Annotated in this window: 9 protein-coding genes; 1 reads left to right on the forward strand and 8 read right to left on the reverse strand. The window is 41.9% G+C overall.

Going from position 1 to position 18,023, the window contains the following annotated elements; genetic code table 11:
- Positions 1-131: 131 nt before the first annotated feature.
- From OCK74_RS27170 to OCK74_RS27200, 7 genes are all read right to left on the reverse strand, one after another.
- Positions 132-752: a hypothetical protein gene (locus tag OCK74_RS27170; protein WP_279300269.1), complete on the reverse strand. Its 621-nt coding sequence runs from the start codon at positions 750-752 to the stop codon at positions 132-134.
- Between the two features lie 403 nt (positions 753-1,155).
- The gene (locus tag OCK74_RS27175; protein ID WP_279300270.1) at positions 1,156-2,985 is read right to left on the reverse strand and encodes a glycoside hydrolase family 35 protein; all 1,830 of its coding nucleotides are present in this window, start codon (positions 2,983-2,985) and stop codon (positions 1,156-1,158) included.
- A gap of 398 nt (positions 2,986-3,383) precedes the next feature.
- A complete protein-coding gene (locus OCK74_RS27180; RefSeq protein ID WP_279300271.1) occupies positions 3,384-4,646 on the reverse strand; it encodes a DUF2264 domain-containing protein in 1,263 nt (420 codons plus the stop codon).
- A 97-nt stretch (positions 4,647-4,743) separates the two neighbouring features.
- Complete coding sequence (locus OCK74_RS27185; protein WP_279300272.1) at positions 4,744-5,937, reverse strand: glycoside hydrolase family 88 protein; 1,194 nt, start codon at positions 5,935-5,937, stop codon at positions 4,744-4,746.
- A 117-nt stretch (positions 5,938-6,054) separates the two neighbouring features.
- Positions 6,055-7,977 (reverse strand): heparinase II/III domain-containing protein, encoded by a 1,923-nt coding sequence (locus OCK74_RS27190; RefSeq protein WP_279300273.1) that lies wholly within the window; start codon positions 7,975-7,977, stop codon positions 6,055-6,057.
- A 229-nt stretch (positions 7,978-8,206) separates the two neighbouring features.
- The gene (locus OCK74_RS27195; protein ID WP_279300274.1) at positions 8,207-9,943 is read right to left on the reverse strand and encodes a RagB/SusD family nutrient uptake outer membrane protein; all 1,737 of its coding nucleotides are present in this window, start codon (positions 9,941-9,943) and stop codon (positions 8,207-8,209) included.
- 53 nt (positions 9,944-9,996) lie between these two features.
- Positions 9,997-13,140 carry a SusC/RagA family TonB-linked outer membrane protein gene (locus tag OCK74_RS27200; protein ID WP_279300275.1) on the reverse strand — a complete coding sequence of 1,048 codons (3,144 nt, stop codon included), beginning with the start codon at positions 13,138-13,140 and terminating at the stop codon, positions 9,997-9,999.
- A gap of 359 nt (positions 13,141-13,499) precedes the next feature.
- Here OCK74_RS27200 and OCK74_RS27205 point away from each other — a divergent pair, with 359 nt between their 5' ends.
- Positions 13,500-17,495: a two-component regulator propeller domain-containing protein gene (locus OCK74_RS27205; protein WP_279300276.1), complete on the forward strand. Its 3,996-nt coding sequence runs from the start codon at positions 13,500-13,502 to the stop codon at positions 17,493-17,495.
- A 150-nt stretch (positions 17,496-17,645) separates the two neighbouring features.
- Here OCK74_RS27205 and OCK74_RS27210 read toward each other — a convergent pair.
- Positions 17,646-18,023 (reverse strand): hypothetical protein (locus tag OCK74_RS27210; RefSeq protein ID WP_279300277.1); only part of this gene is annotated, 378 nt, incomplete at its 5' end.

Below are 18,023 nucleotides of genomic sequence, written 5' to 3' on the forward strand. Positions count from 1 at the left end.
CCTTCAACCCAATCGCTTTATTTGACCCGCTAATACAGAAACAGAAATTCTATTTACACAAACAACTAAAGGCTACCTTGACTACCGCACACACTTCAACAAAAACGACCTACTTCCGCCAACACCATCTCCTAAATCCGCAATACTTCTACATCTCCCGGCTCCTTTCCACAAACACCTACCACCTCAAGCCCCACTCCCTCTTCCTTCTGCAACACCACCTTCCAGGCTCCCACCTGTTCCCAACTATTCCCTCCATCACCATGCACACCTTTCATTGCTCCATTCCCCACCATCCATTGCCCATTCACAAACTCCACCATCTCCCTTCTGCCCGTGCTCATCATCCCCCTCACTGCCAGCTGCTTTCTCAGCCACTGCTTGTCTCCCTGCATGTTCATATACAACCGGATGGCCGCCTGGTAGACATGCTTCCTCTTCTTCCTGGGAAGTGATTTCCTGAAGGCCTCCTTCCTTTCCTTATCAGAGAGGATCCACTGGGCATACACCACTGCCTCCTTAAACAAATCCCTCCTTACCCTTTGCTTTTCAGAAGCCACCACCCCACTCATGTCGGGGTAGCGGGTGATCACGATCCTTTTCTTTAACTTCTTTTTCTTGTTGCCCCTATAATGCTTCACCACAAAGCACTTCCCAATCGAGCCCCTAATGATACCCAGCAGCAGCCGGGACATCACTTTGCCATCCACCACCACCAAGCGGGTCCTGTTGTCAATGTAAAGCTGTTTCATCTTTTTTCATTTCCCCCTAAAGCTACTGCCCCCCACCCACAACCAAAAATCTCGTGGCCGATTTGGCAGAAAATGGCAGGAAATGGCCGCTTTTGTCCTCTACAGCTCCAGCTTTCAAGTAGGGATCCTTCGTACCTCAAGTATACCTGAAGCATACCATCAGTATACCTAGAGTAGGGCAACAGTATGCCACCTTCGTTCCTAAACCTCTAAAAAGCATCTTTTCTTACCCCTTTCTCAATCTCCTATCAAACCCCGACTCCTCTGTCTCTTTATTCGTAATTCAAACTTGTCCGCCCCTGACGGATTCGAATCATTCGTCATTCCCTCTACCCACTATATATTTAAAAGAGTAGAACCTGGATCTTTTTCAGCAGTAAAAAGAAAAGAGTGTTATATGTTTTTATTCCGGAGTCTCTTTACCACGGATGCGCTTTGCTTCGGTTTCTAGTAAGTCAAAAACAAGAATCTCATTCATTCCTTTTTTTAACCAGGATGCAGGACAATACAATCTCTGTTGTGGACCGATATACCAGTAGCGTCCCAGGTTATGACCATTCACCCATACAATACCTTTTTTATATTGACTCATATCAATATAAGTATCAGCCGTTTGCTGCAAATTGAAACTGCCTTTAAAAAAGTTTCCACGGCGGGCTATATCAATGGCCGAAGGTTTTAATCCCAGGACATATCGATAATCAAATGGCAATGAAAAAACTTCCCAGTTCATCAATGTCATGCCATTTAGAGTAACTCTGTCCGTTATGCCCTTTCTGTCAATCATAAATTGGGCAAAATTGATGTGCCCCATGCCTTCAACCAGTATCTCCAACACAGGATCTTTCACATTAGTCTTTGGAAGATCCACTGTCCAATTCCCCCCATCCCGGAAAACGGTATCAATGAACATCCCGTTTAAAAACACAAGAGCATAATCATGTGGTTCCCAAATAGTGAGCTTACCACTTTTGTGGCCAATTAATTTAGTCTTATACACCATCATGCCATGATCCTGTCCATAATACTCAAATGGTTTCGGTTGAACAGATGCAACTGGCTTAGGCAAGTTGCTCCATAATGATGAAAAAGGTTGCATATTAATTTCTGGAATATTCATTGCAGGAACAGGCGCAGGTATTTCAGGTATATTTTTTACATATTGATTGATCAGCCTGCGGATGGCATAATATTTTGGCGTGGCCCTTCCCTGTTCATTTATAGGTGCATCATAATCATAACTGGTAACATCCGGCTGATATTGCGTAGCACTAAAAGCATTGGCACCAGCTGTAAAGCCAAAATTGGTACCTCCGTGAATGACATAGAAGTTAAAGGAAAGATTGCTGTCAAGCATAAACTTAACTTCTTTCAGCAATGAAGTTGTATCAGGCCTGGCCCACTTCTCACCCCAGTGGGTAAGCCAACCGGGATAAGTTTCGCTGCTGAAAACCGGAACGCCAGGATTTACTTGAGCAGCCAGTGTATAGTTGCCTTGGCTGGAACCAGGATCGAGCCCAACGGCCACCCCTGGTAAAGAACCAGCTTCCAGCATAAAAGGCGTGGCGCCATCTGCTGTGTAAAAAGGAGTATTAATGCCATTGCTCGTCCAATAACCACGTAATGTTTCAAGGTAATTGCGGTCATTGGCAAAACTGCCATATTCATTTTCAATCTGCACCATTAGGATATTGCCACCATTTGTAACAAGATAGGGTTTGACAATAGAGGATAATCGGCTCACATATCGTTTGACTGCTTCCAAATAATGACTGTCCATGCATCGGATTTTAATATCCGGTATACGCAAAAGATATGGTGGAAGACCACCGAAATCCCACTCTCCACATACATAGGGCCCTGGGCGCAACAGCACCCACATTTTTTCTTCTGCACATATTTTTAGAAAGTCTGCGATATTTCTATTGTCGGTTGTAAAATCAAACTGGCCCGGCTCCTTTTCATGGTAGTTCCAGAACACATACATAGCAATTGTGTTACACCCCATAGCCTTTGTCATCTGTATGCGATGCCGCCAATATTCTTTGGGAATTCGGGCTGGATGTAACTCACCACTGATGATTCTAAATGGTTTATTATCCAGGATAAATGCTGAAGATGAAAATGAAAAACTGTGTTTATTTTGAGAAAATACAGAAAGCGAAAACAACAATGAAAAAATAAAAGCAACAACCTTCAATGTTTTCTTGATATATAATTGTAAACCTATCATTGTGTATAATGTTAATACATTACCTAACCGGATATATTTTGAAATCTATGGTGACTAACTTTAGCTTTTTAGCATTTAATTAAGTTAGTTCATTTTAATAATCAACAGCATAATAGTTCTTAAACGGCAGCCCTCCCCAAGCCTTGCGCGAACTCCAGTCAGCAAAGGTTTCTGTCCAATATGAATGATTCGAATGATTTAATGGCAATCACATACATACGGCGGTATGTGATTTAAAGCATGATTTTGGAGGAGATGAACTCTGTATAACTATCAAAAAAGCCATTAGTAGTCATTTCAACGAAAAAGGAAAATGCCTGGCAATAACTCGAAAGGGAAGGATATTCTGCACCAATCCTTTCCCGGCAGCCATTGCTGCCACCGGGAATAATCTTCTATCAATAATCTACATGATAATCTTTTTTAAACGGCTGGCTGCTCCAGGCTTTTTTGGAGGTCCAGTCTGAAGCAGGATCGGTCCAGAATTTATGATCAGCCGGAAGACCTAATGTAAGAAAACCAAGCGTAGCCATGTATAAACTTCCTGTAGAAGTGTAATAATCGGCAATCTGTGGTTGATGGCCGCAAAAGCCCAATACCAACCATCCGTTGCTGTCAAAATTATTGCAGCCATCATAGATACGGTGCATCACAGCTGTTAATCCACTACGTACCTGCGCCGGTGCAATATATTCCGGTAATTTTTCCATCAAGGCTGTTTGCGCCAATGCCTGGAAGGCAGCAGTGCGGTATGTAATGGAGCGACCAAATGGAGGATAGCTTCCATCAGGTGCAATGAAGCGCTCTGTAAATTCTGCATAACGGACCATTCGCTTCACTGCTGTTTCATAATCTTCGGCTTTGATCCTTTTTTTATCAGATAATACTTTAAAAAAATCAACCAGCATCGGGTGTATTACATAACTGTTATAATAGTCCATGCTGAAACTGGGGCCATCGCTGTACCAACCATCACCCTGGTACCACTCCAGTATTTTTCTTTTGGCAAATTCAATACGCACCGGATCGGGTTGCTCACCGATACTCAATAAAAACACTTCATTAATTCCAGCAAACAACAACCAATTATTATAAGCACCTGTTCTTGTTCGTAATGCTTTGAATTCCTCAGCTACTCTTTTCTTTGTAACTGAATCAAGCGGCTCCCACAAGGCTTTGGGCGCTCTTAAAAACGCTTGTGCTATGTAAGCAGCATCCACAATGGGTTGTTGTTCTGTTCTGAAGTTTAAATAATCGGGATGGTTAGGATCTACCGCATGGGTAATGCCTTTCAAGAGTGCTTCCCGCAATTGCTTACGCATTTTGCCTTCCTTAGTGCCATCATCGGGTAAAGAAAGCCAGGGTGCTATGCCTGCCATAGTTCGTCCCACAGCTTCCAGATAAGTTACTTTTGTATCATCCAGTCCATAGCCAGGGGCTTTTTCTACCGGCATATTTTTCTTCAGGGTTCCATTAGCCAAATTCAAAATTACAGGCGATGCTATTTTGTATAACAGGTTACTCCAGTATTCACGATCCTGTGCACCTGTGACAACCACTTTCTCCTGCGGCTTTGTTTTTATATTTTGTTTTTGTGCAATTCCGGTTGTTGAAATACAGAGTGAAAAGAGCAAAATAATTACTGAAAATCTTATGATCATTCTTTGTATTTATTTTATAAAGTAGATGTTTCTTATGAAGTAAATAACATTCATCAGTTACAGCATGGATGTAAATAACAATTATCCTATCTCTTTTTTACAAGTACCAATCCTTATATCTTTTCAATGCTTCCAGAAAATAATAGTCGGCATAAATAAGCGGCACATCAATTTCAGAATTTTGCGGAAGAGCGCCAGTACTATGCTTTAATAAAAAGCCTCCATTCTCTCCTGGCTTTGCACGGTAGGTCTCACTTGATAAGGAGTTCAGCATCACCTCCGCATTGCTGATATAGGCAGTTCTTTCCTCCCCGCTGGTGTATTGTCCTAGCTCCAATAAGGCCGAAGCAATCAATGACCCGGCAGAGGCATCTCTTTTGGCCAACGGTATCAGGGGAGCATTAAAATCCCAGTAAGGAATTTTATCAGCCGGCAAATTGGGATGATGCAAAATAAATTGGGCAATATGGCGGGCCTGGTTCAAATAGGCCTTATCTTTTGTAAAGCGGTACATCATTACATAACCATACAGGCCCCATCCCTGGCCTCTTGCCCAGGGCGAACAATCAGAACCGCCCTGCCAGGTGGCCTTACGGTACACGCCTCCGGTTTGCAGGTTGTAATCAATTACGTGAAAAGAACTGTAGTCGGACCGGAAATGGTTTTTTAGCGTGGTATTGGCATGGTTGACAGCCATATCCCAATATGTCTTCTTGCCACCCTGTTGAGTGGTCCAGCACAGCATTTCAAGGTTCATCATATTGTCAATGATCACAGGGCATTTAAACCGCATAGAGCTGTCCCATGATTGAATAGCTTTTATAGAAGGCCGGTAGCGGGTAGCCAACGATTGTGACGAGCGAAAAATAATGTCTCTGTATTTTTCATTTTTAGTGATACGGTAGGCATTTCCAAAACTGCAATACATCATGAACCCCAGGTCGTGGTTACCGGTAAAGGTCTGGTTGGGCTCTATCACCCGCAAAGCTCTTTCGGCTTCTTTTTTAATGACCTCATCCCTGGTTTGCTCAAAGATGTACCAAAGTGTACCCGGGTAGAATCCGGTGCACCACCATTGTATATTATAGGCTATAAATTTATTGCTTTTCTCATCATAGCTCTGTGGCATTTTATCCGCCGGCGTCAGCGTCATCATGTAGCGATATTGCGAATCTGCTAGTGCATAGTTTTCTGTTATCAACTGCCGCATCTTCTCTTTGGTTGCAGTTGTTTGAGCCTGCAGACAATATACTGCGCAAACTGCTGCAAGAAACAATGTAATTTTTTTCATTACTGAATCAATGTATTTAAAATGAGTATATTATTAGGTGCCGTTTAGTTCATATTGTTATTTTATACTAAAAGGCAGATTTGGCAAATTATCTGCTTGATCCGCTTGCATTTACATTTAATATTTATTGATTGTGAATTTATACTTCCCTCTCAATAATTGTTTTTTAGCGGTAAGGGATAACCGATACAGTTCACTTCCCCATACTTTTGACAAACGGGGATCAGTTTGTGGTATGGTTTCAATACTCACCTCAAACAGTGATGCATCGTAATCCATTTTTATTCGCCTATTATCTTTTTCAATGAGCACAACGCCGGCCTGGCTTATATCAGGTTTGGCCCAGGTCATAAAATTTACCTGGTTGGCTGCTTTTGCCGCAGTCATTTGAAAAACATCTTCAATGACAAGCCCGCCTGTTGGAGATAAGGTGTAACTGCGTACCCAACTATTGACAGCCGCTTCTTTATTGTAAGCGCCGCTGATGTCCATGGTTAGTAAAGATTTTTTTGCATCAAACACCACATCCTTTGCCCGGTACTGAGAACCGAATTGCTGTGGCATTCCATTGATCATAGGTAGATTATGATAATTGCTTTGCATCGTCCAGATGCTGTACCGTTCACTGCTAAAAGTTTGCCGGGTGTAAGTACCAACACCAGCATCAATAAATACAGGCGTTTCATCAACATACAAAGAAAAAGTACCAACATCATTATGATTATGGCTTTCATTATTATACCCCCCTTTTGCAGCAAAGAAGAAACCAGCTTTGTTTTTCATATAGCAAAACTGGGTTTGCGGGTACCATGAACATGTAGCAGATGGTAGTGCAAGGGCTGTTTTCAGTAACTCATGGTAAGATGATATATTTTCAATCGTTCTGAAAAAATCTCTTCCGGCATTGACTTCATTATTGCCTTGTTTATTGTTTACCAAATAAGCTGCAAACTTTTGCATATCAATGCTTCCAACGGCTTTGCCATAACGGTAGATTACGCCAGGCTCTCCCCCACCCTTAGCTGAAGCATCGGCAAAGTTCACTACCCAACCATTGCCTATATAACTGCGGGCGATATATTCTCCCATGTTTTTGATCATCGGCTCATTAAAAATATTTATCTGCTCATTGGTAGCATAACTTAAAAGTTGCAGGTAGTCGTATAACTTACCGGCAGCATGTCCCCAGTAAGAAGGACCTTCTTCACAGGCGCCGTCCTCGTTAGTATAATTAATAAACTTATCAACGCTTATCATCGTGCGATGAACTGCTGCCGATAATTTATCTGCATCGTCTTCCAGCAATAAAAAACATGTGAGCACATTGAAATTGCACCACGGATTCCAGTTATTTACCAGCATACCGGGCTTGTAATTGAAGGCCTGCCACCAATAATCGCTGCGCGCCATATAGGGTTGAAGAATTCGTTGCTCTATGTTATTGCGCAATTTTGAACTGATCACCGGATTTGTTTTATCCCACTCATTGTGCAAAAAATACCAGGCCCATGATAAAAACGCCCCTAGGTCACCAGACGTCAGATCAATGATCTGTTCATTGAAATCGGGAAGCGAACGCCTTGATTTTTGTGCGCCCAAATGTGCCGACAATGCCCAGGACGACATTTCACAAGCCTGCCAAACACCATTGATAACTTGATCCATAAAACGACCTTTGCCTTCGGCCAGTTCTGCCAGCAATAAGTGGCTTAACGCTGTATTGTTACTGCCAAATGGATTTTCCATTGCTACCCTGCTGCCGCTTCGTTCATACTCCAGGTAGTCTGTCGCCCTTATTACTTTCCATTCATAGTTTAAATACTTTTCACCTTCCTGTATTAACTCCTTTTTTAAAGGACCAGTCAATTTATCCCATGCTGCACAGTTGGCATAAGCAGGATATTTTATCCATTGATCTTTTGAAACGAGGCTTGTTTTTACCTGTTGTAGCGTGGCTTTCTTTTGCAAGAGATCACGAGGTTCATAAGCTTTTGCCTTTCCTGTGAAAAGCAATACTACTATCAAAAAAAATTTATTCATCACACATTTTATCTTTTCTTAAGAAGACCTAAGGCCTTTACGTTATAGTTTTATTACTCTTATGATTTCACGTTCATCACCCTGCTGTACTTCTATACAATAAACTCCCCGCTTCCATTTTCATCTTTCAAGGATTATACCGGTGGTTGTTTTGATTGACTTTATTAACCTCACATGTATATCAAATGCTCTAACAACCACCGGTTTTATATGATCTCCAAAAATAATATTACTGCCAGTTAGGATTTTGCGTCAATGTGCCATTGCTTAACCCGATCTGTCCTGTTGGTATCGGCGACAGATAATCTTTGCTCTTATCAAATTTTCTTTTATCAGCAGCTTGGAAAAGTACATATCCATTGATCAGGGGTGGCTTTGTACTGCCGCCATAATTTACATTGTCAAAATATTTACGCTCCAGCAAAGGTTTCGGAAGCTCTGTCTCTGCTGTTTTCCACCGGATCAGATCCCAATAACGGAATCCCTCATACGCAAGTTCAACCGAACGCTCTCTCCGTATTTCTTCCCGCATATTCAACCCGTTGGCGTTCACAAAATCATTTGTCAATAAGGCCAGCTTGGAATTGTCATTATTGGTAGCCCGTTTACGCAACAGGTTGATAGTATTATTGAGGTCTTCATCTGATATACTACTGTTTAATTCATAAGTGGCTTCGGCATAGTTCAGCAATACCTCTGCATAACGAATGACCATATAATCCAGGAATACAGTAGGATTTAAAAAGTCAGCCTGGCCGGTCCAGTATTTCTGTTGATGGTAATAATAGGTATTGCCATAAGTAGGATTAGTACCGGAGATAGATGCATAAGGATCACCTGGTTTGAACAAGGTCTGTGTTAATCTTGGGTCACGGTTTTGATAATCAGTAAGCAGGCTTGTTTCCTTGCCATTGGAGTCTAATGGAGATTTTCCGACTGGCAAACCATCAGAGTAAAGTGCAAGCGTTACAAAAGCACGGGTTGCGGCATTGCCTCCGTCTGTTAACGATGGGCGCAGGTAGGCATGAGAAGCAATATTTTCTGACAGGCTTTTCCCATAGAGCCGTACCAAAATATTTTCTTTATTCTTAGCGTATGTTTCGCCGGGATATCTGAATAGATTTTGATAACTAAGATTGCCATCGCTTGTATACAGGCTATGTTTATTCTCAGTCATTATCGTCTTTGCGGCCTCTTTGGCAATTCTAAAATGTTTGTCCGGGTCTTTGGTTCCACTTAATTCAGGTTCTCCATGAAATTTCTCCCAGCTACCCTCATACAGTGCCACCCTGGACTTAAGTGCCAGCGCCGCACTGCGAGTTATACGGCCATATTCTCTGCCGGGTTGGCCTGTCGTACCTGTAGTGCCGGGTATCTGGTCTGCCTGTGGGCAAACGGCTGCGGCAAAATCCAGGTCAGCATAAATGGAGTCAACGACAGCCCTCCTGTCTGTTCTTGGCGTATATAAAGCCTTGTCTTCACGACCAGTAATAGTTCTATTAATATAAGGCACATCGCCATACGCCCTCACGAGACGGAAGTAAGACAAGGCCCTGAAAAATCGAGCCTGTGCAATGCAATAGGTTTTCATTGGGCCATCCGGAATGCTTACTGATTTTTCTATTATATTATGAGCTGCACCAATTATATTATAAGCGCCGTTCCATTGCCCGTCACTGGATGGAGCTGTTCGTGAGCCTTCGCTTATTGCATTGACAGTGGGGGTACGAATGTCTAATGCAAAGTCACTATAAAGCTCTTCCAGCGGCGTATTGAAATCAGGCAGGCTGGTATAGAGATAATTCGTCGCCATGATCAGGTGGCTTGAATCTTTCCAAAAAATCGCATCATTAATATTGGTTTCCGAAACCTGATCCAGTTGCTTGGTGCAACTACCTAGCAGCAGGCTGGCACTAATTACAGTAACGCAGCTTACTAGGTAATATTTATTTAATAATATTTTCATTGTAATAAAAACTTTAATCGTTTATACAAATTTTTTAAATAATACAGGAGCATTTAAAAACTCACATTCAACCCTAAAGAATAACTACGCCATAGAGGATAGCTAAAACTAACCCTATCTGTATTTTCCGGGTCTACGTAATTGAACCACATGCCGGTTTTCTCCCATAGATCCTGCCCCGAAAAGTAAAGACGTATGTCGCCCATGTATTTTAATTTATGCACATTTTGCCCCAGTGTGTATCCTACTTGTAGATTTTTCAGACGGATATAACTTGCATCCTGTATCCAATGCGAAGAGATCTGATCATTGATCCTGTCAGCAATACGAATTTTGGGAAATTTAGCATTCGGGTTTTCCGGTGTCCAGTAGTCTTCATGAATAGCCCATGGCATCCGCCAACCGTCGTAAAAGGCCATGGTGGAGTAGGGCTCCAGCAATATGCTTCGCTTACCCACACCATTAAACAAGATGGAGAAATCAAACCCCTTCCAGCTTGCGCCTGCATTAAAACCAAAAACATAGCGGGAGTTGGTATTGCCTAGGTACACTAAATCTCCGTGATCTGATGCCGTATTGATCCCGGAATTTATCTTGCCGTCACTGTTTACATCAACCAGTTTAATATCTCCAATACCGGTACCGGGTGTACGCACAGGATATCCGGTCAGTTCACGACTATCATCAAAATATCCATCGGCCTTGTAGCCATAAATAGAGTTAGTGGACAGGCCCGGTATACTAGCATTAATACCTGCATTGTAGGAAATTGAGCCGTCATAACGGACCACTTTATTTCTATCATCACTCAGGTTAGCTGTTATAAAATAGCTTCCATTCTTAAACCGATCTGTCCAGTTAACACTAGCGCCCCAGCCTTTTACCCGTACTGCAGCCAGGTTTGCCGCATTAGGGGTTACACCCAGAAGAGCAGGTAAGGCTTGTGCAACAAATACGTTATTATTGGTTTTAATGAAATAATCGTAGTGAAAACGGAGCCTTCTTTTAAACAATTCAAGGTCCACACCTAAATTGGCCGTTTCAATTACTTCCCAGGCTTTGCCCTCTGCAGGAAGATAGCTCTGGTAGAAATAGGCTGTCCGGGAGTCGTTGAAAGGATAGAAACCCTGTGTAAGGAATGGCTGAAAATCGTAGTTGTTGGCATTGGGGTTTGAAGTTTGGGCACCACCTGCAGTACCATAAGAAACTCCAATTTTCAACTCATTAGCCCAGGGCAGTGCTTTTTTAACCCATTCCTCCTCTGTAGCTCTCCAGAATACATTACCGGCATAGAAAGTTTGGAATTTATTGCCCGGTGCAAGACGGGAACTTCCATCCCTACGCAGTGTTCCTTCAAAATAATACTTCTTGCTAAAATCATATGATAACCGGCCGAAGTAAGACAGCCATGTATTAACCTGTATATTATCTTTTACGTTATTGATATCGGCAGTCGCAAGGCTTGTATAGTTGAGCGTAGGAAAATCATTCAACAACAACCCCCTCTGTATGGCCTGAAACCAGTCAAATTTATACGTCTTAAACTCATACCCACCTAATAAATGAAAGTGGTGCGCATTGATTTTATAATCATAATCAGCCGTAGTATAAAAATTTTGCGTAATAGTATTCGGACTGGTTTTATTCAATGAATTGATCTGGTTAATCGGATTACCGGGAACGGGAGTCATATTTTGATCAATCGTCCAACGCGGGATGGTTCTGCTGAAGACCTCCCGGTCAGAAAGTACAACCCCCGGGCTATACACCGCTTTCAGATCCAATCCTTTCAAAACCTGCTTGGCCGATACGCTGAAAACACCATTGATATTGTATTTGTCTTCGTAATCATATCCGCCATCCTTGAGTATGGGATAGGCATTTGAGATGGTACCGATAAAAGCATATTTGGTCTCATCGGTTCCGGGCGTAAAAATAGGGTTCCGTGAAGCCCTGATGGAATAAACATTATACATCAATCCCTCTCCTGTGACGCCTACAGGAGGCGCATCAATATTTTCTTTTGTAAAAGAAATACGGGAGTCTACGCTAAAAATATTTGAAAGCTTGGAGTTGTAGTTGATCCGGGCATTGAACTTATTATATTGGTCAGGCCCGAATTTAAATATACCCTGCTGATCCAGGTAACCCACTGAAAACAGGTAGGATGATTTATCACCTCCGCCGCTTACCGAAAGGTTAATGTTTCGCTGCGGGCTTTGTTTACGCATTAGGATATCAGCCAGGTTATAATTATAATAATAGTCCCAGGACCTTGTATTTGTATTCCATACATCATTAACATTGGGATCGTCTAGCCACTCCAGTTGCTGATCTGTAAAATCCGGGTTGGCACCTCCATTGATTTTTGCGATGTTTTGCAATTCAGCCTGTCTTCTGGAACTAATTAAATCGGGCCTTGCATAGGGTGTGCGATAGGTGTACATCGAAGTGAGATCTATTTTAGCCTTCTGATTCATCCTTCCGCCCTTTGTGGTTACGAGGATCACACCACCGCCGGCTTTTGCCCCATAAATGGAAGCCGATGCGGCATCTTCCAATACGGATATATTCAAAATGTCATTGGGATTTAACGCATTCAGATCCCCTTCCACTCCATCAATAATCACAAGTGGTGCGTTACCGGCCCCAAGAGAGGTGATACCCCTGATATTGGCGGACCATCCTTCACGGCCTGGCTGTCCGCTGGTACGGGTAATTACAAGCCCGGGGGCTGCACCTTGTAAAGCAGCCATCGTATTGCTTACCGGCCGGTCTTTTAATAACTTTTGATCTACGGCCAATACAGCGCCACCGATATCACGTTTGCTTTTAGTACCATAACCTACTACCACCACTTCGTCTAATTTTCCATTCTTTGCTTTTAAGATAATAGGAATAACTGTTTGACCGCCAACGGCCAACTTCAGTGTTTCATGATTAACGGAGGAAACAACCAGGGTATCACCTGTTGCTATACTGAGGGAAAATTTGCCCTTATTATCCGTACTGGCGCCTCTCCCCGTATTTTTTATGGTCACGGATACTCCGGCCAGGGGCTGGCCACTTTCGTCGGTCACAGAACCGCTCAGGGTTTTGGTCTGTGCCATTAGTAAGAAAGGAGAGAAAAAGATCAATAAAATCCCCGCTACATTTTTTGAATAACAGGACTTCCCAACAAATTGCAGCAATCGCATAAGCATTAACTTTTAGAATGAATAAAGTTTGTTGCAACAAAACCAGGCATTAGAATCACTTTTAATTTAACTGCCGTTTTTGTTACCAGATAAAATTCGAAGGCAAACCCAAAAACACAGGGAGAAAATCCTAAAAGAATAGGGGTAATTTTATAAACACAATACACAACTACGTGATTATCAATAATTATTTTTTTCTTTTAAGGAGAAATCACTCATAAAACAGAGGCGGTTTCCGATTTTTTTTGGTCTTAATTATTGTAGATTGCGGCATGATTGCTGGAGAGAGAGCCCATAATTTATTATCACTACTGAAACTAATTATTTGCTTAACAGCCTGCTTAATTATTTCCCAGGTGATGAGCGGACAAAACATTGCTTTCAACCACCTTACAGTTGAACAAGGATTGTCCAATAATGCTGTTTTAGCGATAACCCAGGACAGCCGGGGCTTTATGTGGTTTGGTACCGACAATGGCCTTAACCGCTATGATGGCCATCGTTTCAGTATCTATAAAACGAACCGGTCAGATAGCACCAGTATCTCAGGAAATAATATCCAGTCTCTATTATGTGAAGCAAACGGTACACTTTGGATCGGCACAGATCATGGATTGAATAAATACAATCCCCAAAAAGATGCGTTCGAAAGAATCTCGTTAAACACTAAAAAGTTCACCAACCAGGCCAGCAGAATCACCTGTCTTTATGAAGACAAGAAACAAAATCTCTGGGTTGGAACCTCAAACGGCCTCTACCTGTTAACCAATCGGCAAAATAGCACCTTCCATTTTTTTCCCGCCGATAACACCAATGGAATTGCAGGCAACAATATCCGCAGCATTTTTGAAGATCATATTGGTCAATTATGGATTGGCACAAATAACGGATTGACAAAAATGAAAAGATCGAATGGCCAATACCAATATGAAACCTTCCGGCACGATCCTAAAAATCCTGGCAGCCTCAGCGCTGATTACATTACCACCATTGCGGAAGACATTCGGCAAAATTTATGGATCGGCACACAAAACAGCGGGGTTAATGTATTTAACCCATCCTCGGGTTTGTTTTCTCATTTTTCTACAGCCCCACCTTTCAGTATCATTAATAATAATATCCGCAAAATTATTTCCGACAAAACAGGAAAACTATGGGTTGGCACCCAGGAAGGTTTAAGCATCATCGACCCCGTCAGTAAAAACATTAATTCATACCAGTATGATGCAGGTAATAAAAAAAGTCTAAGCCAGAACTCCATTCACAGCCTTTTTGAAGATGCCCATGGTTCAATTTGGGCAGGGACTTATTTTGGCGGTGTTAATATCATTTATTCTTATACTACCCACTTCACGATCATGCAAAGCAGGGAGAATCACTCCAGTATTAGCAACAATGTGGTCAGCAGCGTTGTGGAAGACGATCAACATAATTTATGGATCGGCACTGAGGGTGGCGGGCTGAATTATTTCAACAGGAAAACAGGCTTGTATACAGTTTATAAAAATAAATTAAATGAGCCCTCAAGTCTGGGTTCTAATCTGGTAAAAGTAGTGTACAAGGATAAGGATGGGAATATCTGGGCTGGCACTCATGGTGGCGGATTAAACTTATTTGAACCAGATAGGAAAACATTTAAAAGGTTTTTATTTAAGGATAATGACCCGGAGACGCTGAATAGTGAAGTGGTTTCACTGCTGGAGGACAGCCAGGGAAGATTTTGGGCAGGTACCACTTCAGGCTTACTCCTATTACAGAGGAAGAACGGTCTATTGGTACCATTTAATAACGCAGTATTGAAAGAGGCGAAAATTACTGGACTGGCGAAAGCTTTAATGGAAGATTCCCAAAATAGAATATGGATCGGCACGGCATCTGGACTGTATGTTTTGAACCAGAACAAGGTTCAGGAAATAAGCCCTGATCAAATCAATTGCATCAAAGAAGATTCAAAAGGAAATATTTGGGCAGGCTTGTATTATGGTGGGTTGGCCATGTATGACATAAAAAAAGAAAGACTTATTCATTATACAGAAAAAGAAGGTTTGCCCAATAATAATGTGCTTGGCATATTGGAAGATGATAATAAGCACTTGTGGCTAAGCACTGATAATGGATTAGTAAAGTTCACCCCTTCTCATAAGAGCTTTCAAACCTATACGGTCAGCGATGGACTGACAGGGAATGAGTTTAATTATAATTCTTTCTTTAAGGATAGCAAAGGAGAATTTTTCTTTGGCGGCTATAATGGCCTTAACAGTTTTTTTCCAGGCAAAATCGAAACCAACAAGTATGCTGCTCCCATTGTCTTTACCGGGTTAAAATTATTCAACACCCCTGTTGAGATCAATGGGGAAGACAACCTGCTTAAAGAAAATATAAGCATTACGAAACACATAACTTTCCGGCACAACCAGGATGTGTTTACCATAGAGTACGCCCTGCTCAACTTCATTAAAAGCAACAAAAACAAATACGCTTATAAGCTGGAAGGGTTTGATAAGAACTGGAATGAAGTAACCACCACATCTGCCACTTATACCAACCTGCCATCTGGCAACTACAAGTTTTTAGTAAAAGGAGCCAACAATGATGGGGTATGGAGTACACCTGCAGTATTGAATATAACAATACTACCTCCTATTTGGCAAACTTGGTGGGCTTATTGTATTTATGTGCTGATCTTGGCTTCGATTATCTTTTTAGTAACCAGGTTTTTCTTCTTACAAGCCTTATTAAAAAAGGAAGATGAGCTGCACCAGGCAAAATTGAATTTTTTCACTAATATTTCCCACGAGATACGCACCCACCTGACATTAATCATGGCACCTGTGGAGAAAATGTTGGATGCAAAAGAGAAGGATGGCTTGATTTACCAGCAGCTAACCAACGTAAAAAGCAATGCAAACCGTTTATTAAAATTAGTAAGTGAGTTGATGGATTTCAGGAAAGCGGAAACCAACCATTTACAACTTCGTATAGCACAACACGACCTGATTTCTTTTTTGCAGGATATTTATACCAGTTTCCAGGAATTGTCGCTGGTGAAAAACATCAGGATTTCGTTTATTCACAACACAGAAGCCGCCCTCCTTTATTTTGATAAAGAACAATTAGAAAAAGTTTTCTTTAACCTGCTTACGAATGCTTTTAAGTTTACACCGGAAGGGGGACAGATCTGTATGAACGTGGAACAGAAAGACGATTGCATTCAAATAAGTGTAACAGATAATGGCAGGGGTATTGCCCCACAATACATAGAGAAACTGTTTACTAATTTCTACCAGGTAGCTGATCATGGAGTTCAAAATACTGGCTATGGTATTGGCTTGGCACTGTCTAAAAATATTGTGGAACTGCATAAAGGAACCATCACTGTAGAAAGCGAACCAGCTACACCTGGCAAGGATGGTAAAACCTCCTTTACAGTTACATTGCTCTCTGGAAATAAACACTTTGAAAATAGCCAATATATACTGGAAACCAGGACTGCTAAAGAAGCTATTAAAATAGAACAGAAACAGGCAATCCCTGTCTCCATCACGACTCCATCGAATGGTAAAGAAACGGAGAAGCCCTACTCTATCCTTATAACTGAAGACAACCCTGAACTACGGGCTCTAATACGTGAATCATTAGAGGATAAATATCATATATTAGAAAGTGAACATGGATTAGCAGGCTGGGAATCAGCTATTGAGCAAATTCCTGATCTGATAATCAGTGATGTGATGATGCCGGAAATGGATGGCTTCCAGCTTTGTTATAAGCTAAAAACTGATGAAAGAACAAGTCATATCCCTGTAATTTTACTCACTGCTAAAAGTTCACAAAGCGACCAGGTAAGTGGTCTGGAAACTGGCGCTGATATCTATATCACTAAACCATTCAGTACAAAAGTATTGGAACTGAATGTCCGCAATCTGCTGACATCCCGTGAGAAAATGCGGCAAAAATTCAATCAGCAGCTAATTCCATCTGCCGGCATCAATACACCAGGGGTTGAAGCAGTTGCAGAAACATATGTTAATCCCGTTGATAAGGAATTTTTAGACAAGGTAATCCAATTGATAGAAGAACATATGGACAATCCTTCTTTTGGGGTTGATATGTTGTCGAAGAAGGTAGGCATGAGCCAGCCAGTGCTGTACAAAAAATTAAAAGCCGTGACCTCTATGTCAGTGAACGACTTTGTAAAATCACTACGTCTCAAAAAAGCAGCTAACCTTCTGCAACAAAAGCATTTGGCTGTATATGAAATAGCTTATTCTGTTGGATATAGTGATAGCAAATATTTTAGTAAAGAATTTAAAAAGGTATATGGTAAAACACCAAGCGAATATGCCGATCAATAATCAACTCATTGCTAACCGAAATCAAAAAGATCCGTTCGTCAATAATGTAGGGCAATAAATAAGGCCATGTATGGAAATACACGGCCTTTGTACTCGCCATTTGCTTATCTGTCATTACACCCTGAATCTATTTGAAGGACAGGCGCCTCCTCAGTGGCCGGTGTGGAAGATAAAGCCCACATTGAGGCTCAAAAAGGACTGCCCATCCAGTTCATCATTGTTGAAATTTGCATAATACTTGCCCCCCACCAGCACATCCATACCCGAGGGGCCCTTGATCCTGACCCCCAACTCCGGCCGCAGGCAAAACTGCCAGGTGTTGGTGGTGATGCGATACAACCCAAAGTCGGTGGCCCGGTTGGTATAGGTGGTGCCCAACCCCGCCCCCACATAGGGCATCAGCATGTCATTATTGGTATGAGGGTAATACTTGGCCCCCACAATGATGGGCACCGAGTTGGTGTAGCGGTACTGCACCCCCGAAATGGAGGCCGTCTTGTCGGTATAGACCTTGTCTTCGACCCGCTC

The organism is Paraflavisolibacter caeni (assembly GCF_025628885.1).
Classification (GTDB): Bacteria; Bacteroidota; Bacteroidia; order Chitinophagales; family Chitinophagaceae; genus Flavisolibacter; species Flavisolibacter caeni.

What these genes read in the sequence shown, in the direction of transcription:
- OCK74_RS27170 (WP_279300269.1), bottom strand. Translation starts at nt 752, where the DNA reads ATGAAACAGCTTTACATTGACAACAGGACCCGCTTGGTGGTGGTGGAT.
- OCK74_RS27175 (WP_279300270.1), bottom strand. Translation starts at nt 2,985, where the DNA reads ATGATAGGTTTACAATTATATATCAAGAAAACATTGAAGGTTGTTGCT.
- OCK74_RS27180 (WP_279300271.1), bottom strand. Translation starts at nt 4,646, where the DNA reads ATGATCATAAGATTTTCAGTAATTATTTTGCTCTTTTCACTCTGTATT.
- OCK74_RS27185 (WP_279300272.1), bottom strand. Translation starts at nt 5,937, where the DNA reads ATGAAAAAAATTACATTGTTTCTTGCAGCAGTTTGCGCAGTATATTGT.
- OCK74_RS27190 (WP_279300273.1), bottom strand. Translation starts at nt 7,977, where the DNA reads ATGAATAAATTTTTTTTGATAGTAGTATTGCTTTTCACAGGAAAGGCA.
- OCK74_RS27195 (WP_279300274.1), bottom strand. Translation starts at nt 9,943, where the DNA reads ATGAAAATATTATTAAATAAATATTACCTAGTAAGCTGCGTTACTGTA.
- OCK74_RS27200 (WP_279300275.1), bottom strand. Translation starts at nt 13,140, where the DNA reads ATGCGATTGCTGCAATTTGTTGGGAAGTCCTGTTATTCAAAAAATGTA.
- OCK74_RS27205 (WP_279300276.1), top strand. Translation starts at nt 13,500, where the DNA reads ATGAGCGGACAAAACATTGCTTTCAACCACCTTACAGTTGAACAAGGA.